This is a genomic window from Gilliamella sp. B3892 (genome assembly GCF_026536305.1).
GTDB lineage: Bacteria > Pseudomonadota > Gammaproteobacteria > Enterobacterales > Orbaceae > Gilliamella.
In genome coordinates, this window is sequence record NZ_JAFNOK010000009.1 from 26,863 (window position 1) to 43,266 (window position 16,404).

Annotated in this window: 17 protein-coding genes and 1 tRNA gene; 9 read left to right on the forward strand and 9 right to left on the reverse strand. The window is 34.6% G+C overall.

The window, feature by feature from the left end:
* Nucleotides 1–24: 24 nt before the first annotated feature.
* From J3U74_RS09300 to J3U74_RS09340, 9 genes are all read left to right on the forward strand, one after another.
* Nucleotides 25–450: a F0F1 ATP synthase subunit epsilon gene (locus J3U74_RS09300; RefSeq protein ID WP_220218576.1), complete on the forward strand. Its 426-nt coding sequence runs from the start codon at nucleotides 25–27 to the stop codon at nucleotides 448–450.
* A 346-nt stretch (nucleotides 451–796) separates the two neighbouring features.
* Nucleotides 797–4,009: an exodeoxyribonuclease V subunit gamma gene (gene recC, locus J3U74_RS09305; RefSeq protein WP_267338020.1), complete on the forward strand. Its 3,213-nt coding sequence runs from the start codon at nucleotides 797–799 to the stop codon at nucleotides 4,007–4,009.
* A gap of 8 nt (nucleotides 4,010–4,017) precedes the next feature.
* On the forward strand, nucleotides 4,018–4,809 hold the full coding sequence (locus tag J3U74_RS09310) for a TatD family hydrolase (RefSeq protein ID WP_267338019.1): 792 nt from the start codon (nucleotides 4,018–4,020) through the stop codon (nucleotides 4,807–4,809).
* A 54-nt stretch (nucleotides 4,810–4,863) separates the two neighbouring features.
* Nucleotides 4,864–5,829 (forward strand): ketopantoate/pantoate/pantothenate transporter PanS, encoded by a 966-nt coding sequence (gene panS / locus J3U74_RS09315; protein ID WP_267338018.1) that lies wholly within the window; start codon nucleotides 4,864–4,866, stop codon nucleotides 5,827–5,829.
* 130 nt (nucleotides 5,830–5,959) lie between these two features.
* Nucleotides 5,960–7,363 (forward strand): DHA2 family efflux MFS transporter permease subunit, encoded by a 1,404-nt coding sequence (locus tag J3U74_RS09320; protein ID WP_220218572.1) that lies wholly within the window; start codon nucleotides 5,960–5,962, stop codon nucleotides 7,361–7,363.
* A 4-nt stretch (nucleotides 7,364–7,367) separates the two neighbouring features.
* Complete coding sequence (locus J3U74_RS09325; protein ID WP_267338017.1) at nucleotides 7,368–8,000, forward strand: MBL fold metallo-hydrolase; 633 nt, start codon at nucleotides 7,368–7,370, stop codon at nucleotides 7,998–8,000.
* A gap of 151 nt (nucleotides 8,001–8,151) precedes the next feature.
* Nucleotides 8,152–8,739: a biotin transporter BioY gene (locus tag J3U74_RS09330; RefSeq protein ID WP_220218570.1), complete on the forward strand. Its 588-nt coding sequence runs from the start codon at nucleotides 8,152–8,154 to the stop codon at nucleotides 8,737–8,739.
* Nucleotides 8,723–9,301, forward strand: a complete 579-nt coding sequence (locus J3U74_RS09335; RefSeq protein ID WP_220218569.1) for a YiiX/YebB-like N1pC/P60 family cysteine hydrolase — start codon at nucleotides 8,723–8,725, stop codon at nucleotides 9,299–9,301. Before J3U74_RS09330 ends, J3U74_RS09335 begins: the two co-directional genes overlap by 17 nt.
* A 95-nt stretch (nucleotides 9,302–9,396) precedes the next feature.
* Nucleotides 9,397–9,472 (forward strand) — tRNA-Asn (locus J3U74_RS09340).
* 319 nt (nucleotides 9,473–9,791) lie between these two features.
* Here J3U74_RS09340 and J3U74_RS09345 read toward each other — a convergent pair.
* The 9 genes from J3U74_RS09345 to J3U74_RS09385 all read right to left on the reverse strand — a co-directional run bounded on the left by J3U74_RS09345 (nucleotide 9,792) and on the right by J3U74_RS09385 (nucleotide 16,341).
* Nucleotides 9,792–10,226, reverse strand: a complete 435-nt coding sequence (locus tag J3U74_RS09345; RefSeq protein WP_267338016.1) for a hypothetical protein — start codon at nucleotides 10,224–10,226, stop codon at nucleotides 9,792–9,794.
* A 21-nt stretch (nucleotides 10,227–10,247) separates the two neighbouring features.
* Nucleotides 10,248–10,592: a hypothetical protein gene (locus tag J3U74_RS09350; RefSeq protein WP_267330526.1), complete on the reverse strand. Its 345-nt coding sequence runs from the start codon at nucleotides 10,590–10,592 to the stop codon at nucleotides 10,248–10,250.
* 62 nt (nucleotides 10,593–10,654) lie between these two features.
* The gene (locus J3U74_RS09355; protein WP_220218567.1) at nucleotides 10,655–10,855 is read right to left on the reverse strand and encodes a hypothetical protein; all 201 of its coding nucleotides are present in this window, start codon (nucleotides 10,853–10,855) and stop codon (nucleotides 10,655–10,657) included.
* Between the two features lie 2 nt (nucleotides 10,856–10,857).
* Nucleotides 10,858–11,622 carry a hypothetical protein gene (locus tag J3U74_RS09360; protein WP_267338015.1) on the reverse strand — a complete coding sequence of 255 codons (765 nt, stop codon included), beginning with the start codon at nucleotides 11,620–11,622 and terminating at the stop codon, nucleotides 10,858–10,860.
* A gap of 299 nt (nucleotides 11,623–11,921) precedes the next feature.
* Entirely contained in the window at nucleotides 11,922–12,947 is a 1,026-nt protein-coding gene (locus tag J3U74_RS09365; RefSeq protein ID WP_267338014.1) for a hypothetical protein, read from the reverse strand.
* A 6-nt stretch (nucleotides 12,948–12,953) separates the two neighbouring features.
* Nucleotides 12,954–13,934 (reverse strand): hypothetical protein, encoded by a 981-nt coding sequence (locus J3U74_RS09370; RefSeq protein WP_267338013.1) that lies wholly within the window; start codon nucleotides 13,932–13,934, stop codon nucleotides 12,954–12,956.
* A gap of 420 nt (nucleotides 13,935–14,354) precedes the next feature.
* A complete protein-coding gene (locus J3U74_RS09375) occupies nucleotides 14,355–14,948 on the reverse strand; it encodes a hypothetical protein (RefSeq protein ID WP_267338012.1) in 594 nt (197 codons plus the stop codon).
* 76 nt (nucleotides 14,949–15,024) lie between these two features.
* Nucleotides 15,025–15,699, reverse strand: a complete 675-nt coding sequence (locus J3U74_RS09380) for a hypothetical protein (protein ID WP_267338011.1) — start codon at nucleotides 15,697–15,699, stop codon at nucleotides 15,025–15,027.
* 51 nt (nucleotides 15,700–15,750) lie between these two features.
* Nucleotides 15,751–16,341, reverse strand: a complete 591-nt coding sequence (locus J3U74_RS09385; RefSeq protein ID WP_267338010.1) for a hypothetical protein — start codon at nucleotides 16,339–16,341, stop codon at nucleotides 15,751–15,753.
* Between the last annotated feature and the right edge of the window lie 63 nt (nucleotides 16,342–16,404).

Sequence of the window (16,404 nt, forward strand, 5' to 3'; positions counted from 1 at the left end):
GATTCATTGAACGGAGAGAGTATTATGGCACTAACTTCCTATCAATTAGAAGTTGTTAGTGCTGAATCTCACCTATTTTCAGGTGATGTTCAGCGAATCAGAGTCACAGGGCGAGAAGGTGAACTAGGAATCTATCCGGGTCATACTCCCCTACTTACCACCATTAAACCGGGTATGGTAGGCATTGTGAAAGCAGATGGTGAAGAAGAATTTATCTATTTATCTGGTGGTATCTTAGAAGTTCAACCGAATATAGTGACAATTCTCGCTGATACTGCTATTCGAGGCGAAGACTTAGACGAAGCCAGAGCACAAGAAGCAGTTAGACAAGCCCAAGAGCATATTAATCACCCAAGTGATGACATGTCATTTGCCCAAGCATCTGCCGAACTATCAAAAGCATTGGCGAAAATGCGAGTTATTGAATTAACCCGCCGTATTGGTCAATAACTTAGTTACCAAAATAAAAAAGGTTACCAAAGCAAATTTAGTAACCTTTTTATTTTGTTATAGCGTTACGTTAATCAATCTGTAAATTATAAATCGCTACATCTAAAACTCACATAGCAAAAAAATGATAATACAGGCTATTTTAATAACATTGCCTGACTCATTTGCCAAAATTGATTTCTGATTCCGATAAATAATCGAAGTTAACCGCATAAACATTTTCATAGTAAAAATCGCATTCAAACGCACTGCAGATACATAATCGAATATTTATAATAATAGGATACTGGATTTATTATTCGCTATCAGCGATAATTTTAGTAACTTTCTCGACATAAAAGCAACTATGTTCACCATTTACCATTCAAATCAAGTCGATCTACTCAAATCACTCGTGAGTGAATTGATGCAAAGGCAACCACTACAAGACGTATTTACGCCGGATGTTGTTATGGTACAAAGTCAAGGAATGGCGCAATGGTTACAAATTGAACTTGCCGATGCACTTGGCATCGTTGCCAATGTGGCGTTTCCTTTCCCAACTGATTTCATTTGGCAAGTTTATCAAACATTGTTACCCGATGCGCCATTGGAAAATAGCTTCAATCCGGAAGCGATGACTTGGCGTTTATATTATTTAATACCAAAGCTAATTGAGAGATCAGAATTTAGTGCACTAAAAAATTATCTCAATATTGATCAATCCGAAAAAAAACTTTATCAGCTTGCAACTCGAGTTGCTCGTTTATTTGACCAGTACTTAGTATATCGCCCCGACTGGCTGGCAAAATGGGAATTGAACCAAACAGTAAATGAATTAAATCATCATCCCGATGAAATATGGCAAGCGCAATTGTGGCGAGAGTTGATTGCAATTAGTCAGCCTTATCATCGGGCAAATATTTATCAACAAATGCTTGAAATCTTATTAGATGATAGCTTTGACCGTTCAAAATTAGCTCCGCTACCTAAACGCATTTTTATCTTTGGTATCACCTCATTACCGCCAATATATCTCTCTTTACTTTCGGCACTTGGACAACATATTGATGTACATCTAATGTTCAACAACCCTTGCAAATGGTATTGGGGCGATATTGTCGAAAAACAGTTATCAGAGACCTTAACCACCCCAGATAAAATCCCCAATGCATTACTCACCTCATGGGGAAAATTGGGGCGTGATAATCTTTATTTATTACAGGAATTTGAGAATAAACAAGATATCGATGTCTATGTTGATCATGACCGCAACAGCCTGTTACATGCTATTCAACAAGATATTTTAGAACTTTATCAAAGTGAGCAAATTAATCGGGAAATTAATAAGGCGGATAAATCGATAACGTTTCATGCTTGTCACAGCCAACAACGTGAAGTTGAAGTACTTTATGACTATCTACTTTCAGCATTCGACGCCGATCCAACACTTGAGTTACGTGACTGTATTGTTATGGTTTCAGATATTGATAAATATGTCCCTTATATTCAAGCTGTTTTTGCTAATGCCGATAAGCAACGTTATTTACCTTTTACGATTTCAGATCAAAAAGCCCGGAATATTGATCCCATTGTTCAAGGTTTCTTTGCTATTTTAAATTTCCCACAAAGCCGATTTACCGCTGAAGAGCTATTTAATTTACTGGAAATACCCGCCATTGCTGAAAAATTTGCTATAAATGAATCACAACTGACGCTGTTGCGCACTTGGATCATCGAATCAGGAATTCGCTTCGGGCTTGCAAATGCACATAGCTGGTTATTCGGTCTGGAACGATTGTTACTTGGTTATACCATGAGTAGTGAACAAGGCGGCTGGCAACAAATTTTACCCTATGACGGCGCAACCGGTTTAGATGCAGAATTGATTGGTCAATTAGCTGAATTTATTAGCGTAGTACAAAAATGGTTAGTCATCCTTAATGAAAACAAACCATTAATTGAGTGGCAAAGCTGCTGCGTTGAGCTTATTAATGACTTTTTTATTAGTAATGGTCAACGTGAAACAATTTTATTAATGATTCAAGATGAGTGGCAAAAACTGATAACCAGCGGTTTACAGGCTAATTTTACCGATAATATCTCCATTACGATTTTGCACGACGCTATGCAATCTCGCTTAGAACAAAATCACTTAGCTCATCGCTTTTTAGTGGGTAAAATTAATTTTTGCACCATGATGCCAATGCGATCTATTCCATTTAAAGTGGTTTGTTTATTAGGCATGAATGATGGTGATTATCCAAGAACCTCGCTTCCACTCGATTTTGATTTAATTGCACAGCACCCAAGACGAGGCGATAGAAGTCGACGAACTGATGATCGTTATCTATTTTTAGAAGCAATATTATCGGCACAAAATCAGTTATATATTAGTTATATCGGGCGAGAGATGAAAGATGACACAGAGCGTTATCCTTCGGTATTAGTCGATGAACTTTGGGACTATATAAACCAGTATTATGCTGATAATTCTGAGGATAAATTAGATTCAATATCCAAAATAGCTAATATTTTACGTGTTATGCACACGCGCACCCCATTTAATCCGCAAAATTTTCTGAGCGATTTTAAAAGCTATGCAGATGAATGGTTACCGGCTGCATCAAATAAAGGTCAAAGTCAGTCATTTATTAGCGATATACCGAAAATCACTGTCGATAATATTCATGTTGATGAACTTAAACGATTTTATCAACATTCAATCCGCTTTTTTCTACAAAAGCGATTTAATTTTTATGTTAACTATTTAGATGATACGTTACCGGATGCTGAAAATTTCAATCTCGACAATTTTCAACGTCATCAATTAAATGTCCAAATTTTAAATCAATTAATTGATCCAGAGCGTAGCGCTACTGATAACGTTTATTCACGCTTAGCCTTAACCGGTGAACTACCCGACGGTGCATTTGGTGAAATAATCTATGATGAACAGTATGAAGCTTTGCAACCGTTAGCAAATAAAATTATGCAAGAGCGGCTTAGCACATCAACCTTAGAAGTCAATTTAGTCATTGCGATTAACCAACAACACTATCCATTACAAGGCTGGTTAACCCATATCCAATCTGACGGTATTTTTACTTGGCGCCCGTCTAAACTTTCGATTCGTGAAGGGATTGCCTTATGGATAGATCACCTACTGTATTGTATTTTAAATCCCGATAACGTCGATAGCCAAAGCCGTACTTATGGACGTGAAGATACCGAGTGGCGGTTTTTGCATATAAATGCCAATAAAGCTTTAGCATTTTTAACCGATCTTGTCGAAGGCTATTTACAGGGAATCAATCAGCCTTTATTACTCCCATTGAAAAGTGCATGGAGCTGGTTGGTTACAGCTTATAACCCCAAAACTGGCGAAATAGATCCGAGCGAAAAAGCTTACAATCAATTACTTAGCACCTGGCAAGGCGGTTTATACCATTTTGCAGAGTGTGACCAGTACTACGCTCGTATCTATCCGGAATTAACCGATGATTTAATTGAACAAATTACCCTTTTAGCTCAGCGATTTTTATTGCCAATATTACAACATCAAGTAATTGAACAATAGGAGGCTAAATGTTTATTGACACACATTGCCATTTCGATTTTCCTCTTTTTACTGATGATATAACTGATTCAATCCGACAATTGCGTCAAGCCCAAATTGTCGGTTTAATCATACCCGGGGTATCGGTTAATCACTTTAATACCATATTGCAACTGGCGAACGATTACGATGAAGTTTATGCCGCTTTGGGCTTACACCCTATCTACCAACATACACAAGCCGACCTTGAGCAGCTTGGCCATATTGTTAAACAAAAACCTAAAAAGCTGGTCGCAATTGGTGAAATTGGTTTAGATAAATATGATCAAACTATTGATTGGCAACAGCAATTATCTTTTTTTAGATCACAGCTAGCGCTTGCCAAACAGTGTGATCTACCGGTATTAGTGCACTCTCGTAAAACCCATGACATTATCTATCATGAACTTCATCAAGCTGATTTACCGTGTCGGGGCGTGATTCATGGTTTTTCCGGTAGTTATCAACAAGCCATGCAATTGATCAAAATTGGTTATTATATTGGCGTGGGTGGGGTAATAAGTTATGCCCGAGCGAATAAAACCCGTAACACTATTGCCCAATTACCTCTTGAGAGTTTAGTATTGGAAACTGACGCTCCCGATATGCCATTGAGTGGTCGACAAGGGCAAGCAAACCGTCCGGAGTATATTGTTGAAACGTTTAATATTCTTTGCCAACTTCGAAATGAGCCGGCTGAGCAAATACGCAATACGATATTAACAAATACCTTGACGCTATTTAGTAGAATCAATAAAATGGAAAGACCACATAACGATTAAAATAACTCTATAATTTTTATAAAGTTATATCAATGAATCACAAGGCGGATTCTTATGGCTAAACGTTATAATCAACTGTTTGTTCAATCCCTAATTTCGCTTACACGCCTATTCCCATTATGGGCAATAGTTTGTGCATTTATCGCCTATTTTTTCCCTAATACTTTTATGCCAGTGAGGCCCCATACTTCACAACTATTAATATTTGTGATGTTCACAATGGGCGTTACGTTAAGTATTGATGATTTTAAACGGGTGGTAACCAAACCCAAAGCGGTGGTGATATGTACGCTCTTGCACTATATCGTCATGCCATTAACTGCCTTGATTTTATCTAAACTCTTTACCATGCGACCTGAGTTATTAGTCGGTATGGTGCTGGTTGGTAGCGTGGCAAGCGGAACGGCATCAAATGTAATGATCTATCTGGCTAAAGGCGATGTGGCGTTATCTATTACCATTTCTTCTGTTTCAACACTTGTCGGCGTTGTAGTTACCCCTATTTTGACACTTTTACTCGTCGGGACAACCGTTGAAGTACCGGTTTGGGGCATGTTGGTGCATATTGTCCAAATCGTTCTTATTCCTATAATGCTAGGCTTACTTGTTCACCATTTCCTAAATCCTGTCGTGAAAAAATGTGAGCGATTTTTACCGTTAATGTCGATGATCTGCATATTACTTATTATTTGTATTGTGGTTGCAGGTAGTCATGCGCAAATTGGTCAAGTTGGCTGTACCGTTATGTTTGCCGTTATTATTCATAATGGTTTAGGTCTCATTGGCGGATACTGGGGCGGACGTTTATTTGGCTTTGATGAATCAACCTGCCGAACGATGTCGCTGGAAGTCGGCATGCAAAATTCAGCCTTAGCCGCAACACTTGGCACAACCTATTTTTCAGCACTATCCGCACTACCTGCTGCAATATTTTCAGTTTGGCACAATATTTCCGGATCCCTACTTGCTGGCTATTGGCAAGGCAAACCTGTTAAAAATAAGAAAAAAGCCAACAATTAATTTATATTGTTGTAAAATGATTTTTAACTGCTCTCCAAAGTTTACCTAAACAAAACTGGAGAGCTCATTTTCGGGGATTGCTTCCAATCCCTACACCCGGCATATCAAATCAAATTTAGGCTAAACAAAAATGAATAGCGAATTACAGTTACCACCGTTTGTGTATCGAATTTTACCTTGGATTGCAGCTTTTGCTTTTTTTATGCAGTCGCTCGATACCTCCATTTTAAACACAGCATTGCCGACTATGGCAACAGATTTAAATCAATCGCCATTGAATATGCAATCCGCTGTTATTTGTTATGCATTAACCCTTGCCTTATTTATTCCGGTCAGTGGGTTTTTATCCGATAAATTTGGTACAAGAAATATTTTTGTCATGGCAGTAACGCTCTTTACCTTTGGCTCATTGCTATGCGCATTATCCAACTCATTAATTTTTCTGGATATATCTCGAGTTATTCAGGGTATTGGCGGTTCGATGATGGTGCCGGTATCTCGTTTAGTATTAATCAAAGCATTCAAGCGTAGCGAATTTTTAGCGGCGTTAAATACTGCAACGATTCCCGGTCTAGTCGGACCGGTTGTTGGTCCTGTCTTAGGTGGCTATTTAGTCGATATGGTTAGTTGGCATTGGGTCTTTTTTATTAACATTCCCATTGGTGTTTTAGGTGTAATAATAAGCTGGAAATACATGCCTAATATAAAAGGTGAGCGCATGCCTTTTGACTTGCTTGGCTTTATCTTTATTGTTATCACTTTTATCAGCGCAACGTTAGGGGTCGAGTTATTAAATGAAGGTCAACCTGCTTACATTTCGTTAATTCTTGCCGTTGTCAGTATAATATTTTTAATCATTTATCGTTATTATGCGAAAAACAAACAAGCGCCATTATTTCCATTAACACTTTTTAACATCCGCACCTTCAAAATAGGCATTATAGGCAACCTAATTTGTCGATTAGGCATTTCCGGCGTGCCATTCCTTATCCCACTGCTATTACAAGTCGGCTTTGGTTATTCCGCTATATTTGCCGGTATCATGTTGGTGCCTATGGCGGTTGCCTCAATCTGCACCAGAATATTTATCCCACATGTTTTAGGTCGATTAGGCTATCGTTTTGTACTAATTACAAATACTATTTTAGCCGGTCTGTTGATAATTTTAATGTCGGAACTCAACGCTTCAACGCCATTAATATTTATTGGCCTACTGCTTTTTTGTATTGGTGGTGTTAATTCCATGCAATATACCGCAATGAACAGCATCACATTAGCGGATTTACAAGGAGAATCAACCAGTAGCGGTAATAGCCTTATGGCCGTTAATCAACAATTAGCAATCAGTTTTGGTACCGGTTTAGGTGCTGTCTTGGTAAGATTGATAAGCCGTTCAACCAGCACAATTCACGCTTTTCAATTAACATTTGTTATACTAGGTGTCGTGACTGTATTATCCAGTATAATATTTGCTCAACTCACAAAACAAGACGGAAAAAACTTAACCGCTCATCATCAAGAAACAAGGAGATAAATGTATGTTTCAGTACCAAATTATTCCGGTGACGGCTTTTCAAGAAAATTGCAGCATTATTTGGTGTGATCAAACAATGGAAGCGGCCTTTGTTGATCCTGGTGGTGAGCCGGAATTACTCAAAAAAGCGGTTGAAAAGTTAGGCGTAAATATTAAACAAATTTTATTAACGCATGGCCACTTAGATCATGTCGGAGCGGCTGTTGAATTGGCTAATCATTATGATGTCAACATTATTGGCTCTCAACAAGAAGATGAATTTTTGTTTACGTCTTTACCTGAGCAATGCATACAATTTGGTTTTCCCTTCATTAACGCCTTTTTACCCGATTGTTGGCTAAAAGAAGGTGACAAAATTCAAGTTGGCAACATCTCGCTTGATGTACTTTTCTGCCCCGGTCATACGCCCGGCCATATCGTGTTTATCAATCATCCGGATAAAATAGCCTTTGTGGGTGATGTGTTATTTAATGGCAGTATAGGGCGAACAGATTTTCCTAGGGGCAATCACGCAGATTTAATTTCATCAATTACTCACAAATTATTGCCACTTGGCGATGATTTTATTTTCGTACCCGGACATGGCCCGATGTCTAGCTTTGGACATGAACGACTCAATAATCCATTCTTAGTTTAATCTCAAAAGGCGCTATGCTATCACTGCTTATTAGGGTGATAGCTAACATTATTTCCAGCTCAACTGTAAACTATTTTTATAAAAAATAGTTTACAATAATCAATAATGCTTTATTATGACCAGATTAATCATGTATCAAAGGTAAAAAATAATGAAGCAACAAATGACAACTTATTACCCTACATTTATCACAACGCTGGTTAACTTATCTACCTGGCAACGTAAGTTACTTACCACCACCAGTGCGGCACTACTGTTAGGGCTGGCAGCTAATATTAGCATTCCTACTTACCCAGTTCCGTTTACTTTACAATCGTTAGCTGTACTGCTTATTGGCGCTTTTTTAGGCCGTAAATTAGGTGCATTAGCCATACTGCAATATCTACTTTTAGGTGCGATAGGATTACCATTATTCGCCAATGGTAGCGGTGGTATTATGGCTCTGGCATCACCTTCGGCAGGTTATTTATATGGCTATGTGTTTAGCGCTTATCTAGCCGGATATGCAGCAGAAAAAGGCTATGACCGCCACTTTATTCTGGGCTTAATTGCCTTTGCATGCGCACATCAATTGCTTTTCGTATTTGGTGTGGTGTATTTAATGGGCTATTTACATATTAGCTTTGTAGAAGCATTTAAAGTGGGATATCTACCATTTGTAGGGGTTGATGCATTAAAATTTATTATTGCGACCTTTACAATGTTTTCACTTTGGCGTTATCGTGCTAAAAAACAATAATATTAAGTGTGGTGATATTCTCTTCCAGTATTTAAGGGAAGAGAATACATTTAATGGTGCGGTTAGCTATAGTGGTTCAGCGCCCAATGACAATGAATTGATGAATAAAATAAATCATGTAGGATTATATATTGGTCAAAATATTGTCATTGAAGCCATACCTAAAAAAGGCGTAATTAAAAATACACTTAACCGATTTTTGACTGCTGGTAGATACAATATAATTGGTACCATTAATAACCAATTAGTGATAAAAAACGCATTAATGCGTATCAAAGCTTGTATAGGCTTCCCTTATAACGATAGTTTTGATGCAAATGCCAAAGGTTTTTACTGTAGTGAACTAATAACTTATGCCTTTAGGCATCAAACGGGCGAAGATTATTTTCAATTATATCCAATGAATTTTAAAGATTTAACCACAGATCAGTTTATCCCTTATTGGATCGATTATTACCGAAATCTTAAGCAAACCATTCCGCAAGGTGAGCTCGGTTCTCATCCACAACAGTTATTAAGACAAAAGGAATTATTCAAGACAATCCTAACACTTGAATGCTAATAAATGGAGGTAATAAAAAACTGAATAACAATTTAAAATAATTTAACTATTGACATAGCGCCATAAAATCTATAATATGCGCGCTACATTTCGGTTCCTCCATAGTTCAGTCGGTAGAACGGCGGACTGTTAATCCGTATGTCACTGGTTCAAGTCCAGTTGGAGGAGCCAACTTTCCACTTTATCTCATATCGATATATCTCTATTTAATTATAAGTCAATATATTATATTTTTTCGGGTTCAAATGCGGGCAAGCAAAAATGTTCATTTTTTCACCGCTAATCTATCTTGTTACCTTTAAAGCGTCAGAGCCTTGGGATGTATGAAAATGGAATAAATAACTTTCACTAGTTCTTTTGGAGAAGTTACGAAACCTAATTAAAAGTATTAAAAATTTATTCATTATTTCCAATCTACATTGTTATTTTTTATCATGCTTTTATATTAAGATTAATCTATTGATTGGACTAATATCCAAGCATTGAATTATTATTTAGGTATAGTCGAAAGTTCTTTTAACTCGACTTCGTACAAATCATCAAAGTTGTATATTTTTTTAGATATTATTTTATTTCTTTCATATTGCGTAATGATTTTGTAGTCTTTACCGAACTCGTCGGGGTGGTAATATGTAGTTTCTATCAATTCGCCTTTTTCATTATATTTTTTCCATAACCCAACTTGGATTCCTGTACCATTATAACTTCCTTGACATCCTGATAATTTTAATTTTCCATTTGGAAAATACTCTATTATAGGTTTTTGACATGAAGCACTATCAGTTGATAAAGTTTTATTAAAATCATGTTCATTTTCGTCTGCAAAACTTGTATTGCATGAACATGAAATGAAGACTATTGCAAATAGTAAATTTAAATTCTTTTTAAAATTGCTCATAATTAAAATTTTTTTAGGTTTTTTCATCCAAATGATTGTATTTACTATTTAATGGATCGATTCAAAATTGCCATTTTTATTTATTTTAAATTTTAATAAATGTGATTCTATTTTAGGTACTGTGGTGTGTTTGATAATATTTCCTCTATCATCAATTAAAACCTCATTTTTAGAAAATTCTTGAATGAATATATTTCCATCTTTATCAATGGCAAAATCATTCCAGTAGGTGACTTCAAATGTGAATCTATTGTCTATTAATAAAGCATCAATCCTATTTCCTGCATGATCATAACTGTTTATTTGAAAAAATAAACAGGGATATTCTGACTCAACCCATCCTTCGTATATAATCCCTGTAACTCTTTGTAAACCAATTGAAACGTCTAACACAGGGTAATAATATTTTGATATTGAATAATAATCATGAAAATTTTTAGGCTTAATATTTTTTTCTAATTGGGTAAATTCTTTTTTTCCAAAAATTGAGCATTTATTTTATAAGTACCCGTATTTTCATCATAAGAATAAAATTTCTTTAACCCATCAGATGTAAAAGGCAAAGTATGTTGAATGGCGGTATTTTTCGTACTGCCATTTGAACTACCGATGATAATTAGCATAAAAAACAGAAAAAGAAGGATATGTTTCTTCATTTTTAATCTCTTTTATAAACTTCAATCATTTTATTATCCATAAAGTCTGGTGATTGAAAATAATATTTTTTATCCTTAATAAACAGGGTAAAGATAAAATCGCCTTGTGTTTGTTCTTTTGCTAATCCTTGATAGGCGCAAATATTGTCATCGTCTTTTAGGAATAATGGTAAATCATAATCAAGCGTATTGAGTTTAATCTTAGTATCACTAATAGTAACAGTTAAATTAGTGGAAAAATAATGACCATTAAAATCTTTTAAGGTAGTTGGTTGATATTGCGAAATAGTGTTAATTGCTGTTTGATAATGTTGTTTGTAGCGTTCTTCTAACTCAGGATGTTGTTCGACTAATGCTTCGGTGACAAAGTCCCCTAGAAAGTATCGAGAATTTTTAGGATCTCGATAAGAATATAGTTGTGATTGTTCAGTGTGCTTATCGGTAAGTAAAAACCATGACTGCGAACCTAACAGGATATCATAAAGTTTATTATTTTTCGTTAATTCAGCTCTAATATAGATACCATCAGGGGTAAAACCATAGAAATGTTCAAAATTAACATCATCAGGTAAGTACTCTTCGTGCTTATTTTGAGTAATTTCGAGAATATTGTCTGCACTTAAATTCCAATCTAAACACATTTGATAATAAATTAGATTTCGAAATTTTAAATCATGACATGACTTAGAAATATTGGTAATCTCATCTTGCGCTTTACAAGAGAAAATTATTAATAAGCTTGTTATCAGTATTAAAAATTTATTCATTATTTTACTCTTAAACTGTTAAATTTTTTTATATAATTAATGCGAATAATTCATCATTTTTTTATTTACATCTTTTCCTTCATTTGGATCTTTTGCACATAAATCTTCGTGACATTTTACATCATCTATTGTTAAATTATAGTGTTGTAAAAGAAATTTAACTAAACAAAATAATGACTTAGCTTGCTATTCTGTTACCTCCTGCCAATAGCCGTGAGGTAATATTATTTACTTACCACCATTCATATTTATGAGGGTGATAAGCATAATAATCGTTTGTTTACTACACAATCTTTAATTCAATTCATCAATTCTTTATCCACAAATTTGCGTTCGACAAGCTCACCGTCTTTATAGGTTTCTGTGTACAAAAGTTTGCCTTTTTTAGCAGAAGATAGATCCTTAGAACCATCTAATTTCTTTTGATAGTCTAATTGATAACATTTCCGGACACCATCAAGTAAACCATTTTTATATTCCGATTCGAGATAAATATAACCGATATCTAGAGGCGCATATTTACTGCCTGTTATCTCTATCCATACCCCCTCGCGAGTATGGTTTTGAACTAAACCTTCCTCTGTAACATTAAGATCTGTATTTTGAAAAGAACCATTAGTATCATAATAACGGATGAATTTGCCTTGGGGGGTGAGTTGATATGTTCTTTTTTCTTTAGCAGCACTGTCTGTCTCATTACTGCCAAATCTCCTAATAATTATTTTCCCATTATCATAATAGAAAAATCGATAGCCTCTACTCAGATCATTTCCATATTCGTAAGTGGCTACTAATCTATCCACAATTTGATGAGAGCTGATAGATATAATGGATTGAAAAACAAGATGATTTCCATACTCGCAATGGTTGCATTCTAACTCAAGGTTCTCGGTGGTGAGTAGAAACAGATCAAACTGAGGAAAGCCGGCTATTTTTTCCACATGAACTGTAATCTTCTGGTTTAAAATATCGTTGATATTAAATGGGATATCATAGGAATCCTGAACAATCTGCTTTAAATTTTCTTGGGTTAAAGTAATCTTATAGGATTGTTCTGATTGGGACTGCTTATATAAATTTCTGGCCAATTCATCAAAAGCTTTTTCACTCCCCGAACGTTCATTTTCTGTTTCTGCATCTTGCCAATGTGTGGCAAAAGGATATAAAACATGTTTATCACCAATTGGCGGGCTGGCAAGTGGAGCTTGCATAATTTGGGTAATAAGATCGTCTTTTTTATTTTTATTAATCGGTTGGCTATTCGCCATTTGATTACAACCTATCATCAAGAAGATGATGATAAAGGGTATAACTATCGTTTTCATACTATATTACCCCTTTTTAATTTTAGCCACTTCATCATCTATAAACACCCGATTCACAAGCTCACCATCTTTATAGGTTTCTGTGTACAAAAGTTTGCCTTTTTTGCGGGTGGATAAGATGGGTTCATACAGTTCATTATATTGTTGTTCTAATTGATAACATTTCCAAATACCAACAGGCAGGCCATTTTTGTATTCCGATTCGAGATAAATATAACCGATACCTAGAGGCGCATATTTACTGCCTGTTATCTCTATCCATACCCCCTCGCGAGTATGGTTTTGAACTAAACCTTCCTCTGTATCATTAAGATCTGTATTTTGAAAAGAACCATTAGTATCATAATAGCGGATGAATTTGCCTTGTGGTGTCAGTTGGTATGTTCTTTTTTCGTTAGCAGCACTGTCTGTCTCATCACTACCAAAATCCCTAATAATTATTTTCCCATTATCATAATAGAAAAATCGATAGCTTCTACCCAGATCATTTCCATATTCGTAAGTGGCTGCTAATTTATCCACAATTTGATCAGAGCTGATAGAGATAATGGATTGAAAAATAAGGTGTCTTCCATACTCGCAATGGTTGCATTCTAACTCAAGGTTCTTGGTGGTGAGTAGAAACAGATCAAACTGAGGAAAGCCGGCTATTTTTTCCACATGAACTGTAATCTTCTGGTTTAAAATATCGTTGATATTAAATGGGATATCATAGGAATCCTGAACAATCTGCTTTAAATTTTCTTGGGTTAAAGTAATCTTATAGGATTGTTCTGATTGGGACTGCTTATCTAAATTTCCGGCCAATTCATCAAAAGCTTTTTCACTCCCCGAACGTTCATTTTCTGTGTCTGCATGTTGCCAATGTGTGGCAAAAGGATATAAAACATGTTTATCACCAATTGGCGGGCTGGCAAGCGGAGCTTGCATAATTTGGGTAATAAAATGGTCTTTTTTATTTTTATTAATCGGTTGGCTATTCGCCATTTGCTTACAACCTATCATAAATAGGATGGTTATACATACTATTATCAATCTCATTGCCAATATTCCTTATTTATTTTTTACAATGTTTTCCCGTACTTTAAAAAACGCTTGTATAGAATAACGGGTGCAGTATATGAGTGCGGTTTTCAGAATTTATGGAGAGTATATACCTGATTTCAGATAATAGTAAATTTATTTCCTCTTTATTTTAGGTGGATTTTTAATTGATAACTTACTATGAATATTAACAATTTTTGCCAGAATATTTTTTTATTATCACGCATATTATGCACGGCAATCCATAGTAAAAAAATCCTGAATAATTATATATCATTTAGTCGCAATAAATTGGTATATCATTATTCAGGATTTTTATGTTGATTTTCTATAAAACTATTTAAAACTAATTCTTTTTTAAAACTATAATTTTCTATTGCGTAATACGCCATATTTGAAGTAATCTTCCATTCCTATATTATCCTCAGTATTGTAATCAGCAGGTATAGGGCAGTCCAATATTTTGGTTTCAATTGGTAAAGGTTTTAATTTTACTTCCTTAGTGACTTCATAAATTTTTTCAATCTCAAAAAAAACATTTTCTTCATCAAATGTACCCAAGCAAATTCCATTTTTATTATTTTCTAATCGAACATCAATAGAATATACATATTTATTAGCAACGAGGAGCACATCTCTTAAAATGTCATTTTTATCATATAAGAGAATATAAAAATTTTTATGATTATCTTTAATTTCAATGGGTCGAACATAATAAAACTCTGCATCAAGACCAAAAGTATCTGGAAGCATATAGTCTTCATTATTAAGATTAAAAAGCTTGTCTAACTCTTTTGATTTAAAATAATCATTATTTCGATCATATTGTGCTTCATAGACAAATTTTGTATCTATATATTGATTTTCGTAGGCATTACAACCGAATGGTAAAAAAATTGCTAAAAATAAACTAATCAAATAGTTTTTAATTTTTATGGTAGTGCGGTTTATTTTCATTTTCATCATCTTTATCTTTGGTATTATAGGAATTTAGTCTAATTTTTGCCGATATATTTTTTTATTACCACGCATTTTATACACTGCAATCCATAGTATAAAAATCTAGAATGGATAAATACCATTTATTATCTAATTGGGTTAGATAAAATATAAAAATATTTTTTTCATGATTCGGTATTATACCTGGAAAGTTTTCTATATAAACAACTTTAACTGTTTTAGGGGCTATTATATCGGCAATGGCTTGATATTCCTCCCAAACAGGATTTTTTTCAAATTGATAGTGTTTTAGTTCCCAATGATAATAATCAAGCGCTATTTTTAAAGCCTCAATATTTTTTTCTTTTGAATTGGCATACAGACCTAGTTTAGTGACTTTTTCACTACATGGATCAAATGTAGGATATTGTTCATATTGTATTTTAGGATTGCCAGATATTGAAAACCCTAGCAATTCATCGTCTACCCAAGACGGTATTGTATTTTCAATTATTTTATTATTCGATTTAAATTGTTCAATTCTTCTTATTGTTGGGCTGGTACTTCCATTATATACAATGAAAAGACCTATATCTTTATTAATATATTGGTTAATTTCTTTAAAATTCTTTTTATTAAAAAGGTCAATAAGTTGATAAACCGTAGCATCGAAATGTGAGATTGTTTGAGTAACTACTGATTGATTTTCTATTTTTTGACTACATGCTATGTTAACCAAAGACAATAGAATCAGTAATAATATTCTCATGTTAAAATTCCCATGTTTTTTAGTTGTTTATCTTTCTTTCGAACTTAAACTTCATTTGCCATCAAATTCAACTTTTCCTTGACTTATCCATTGATTATCTTTCCACTCGCCGTCACACATATCTACCCCTGACCTAACAACTTTTGAGTTTTTGATATCGATAATGATACATTGATAGTTTCCGTTTAGTTCCTGTGATGTTCCAACATAACCTTTGCTAATAGTATCCATTTCAACATAATGTTTATTTTCAGATATTTTAAAATCAATTGAATAAATACCTGCATATACGTCATCGTATCCTTCATATCCTTCGATTTTAGATATAACACCGTTTCTACTTAGTCTTGGTTCTGAATAAAGTTTGTAATCTTTAATATAATTTAAGAAGATTAATTCTTCTTGATCGCTGATTTTTAGTTTATAGGCATAGCCTGATTGACCAGATAAATGCGTATCAGACTGCAAATCTATCTTAGGAGAAACCTTAGGAGTAGAAGAAGGAGGAGACTCTAAAAAAACCTCAGTAACTACGTAATCATATTCAATGGGAGTGACATGATCATCAGCTTGTTGACTCTCAATTTTTTGACTACACGCTATGTTAGCCAAAGACAATAGAATCAGTAATAATATTCTCATTTTAAAATTGTTTCCTTTTACTATTAAGTCGACTGACAGGAAAAGCAAAAAAATTCAAACCCC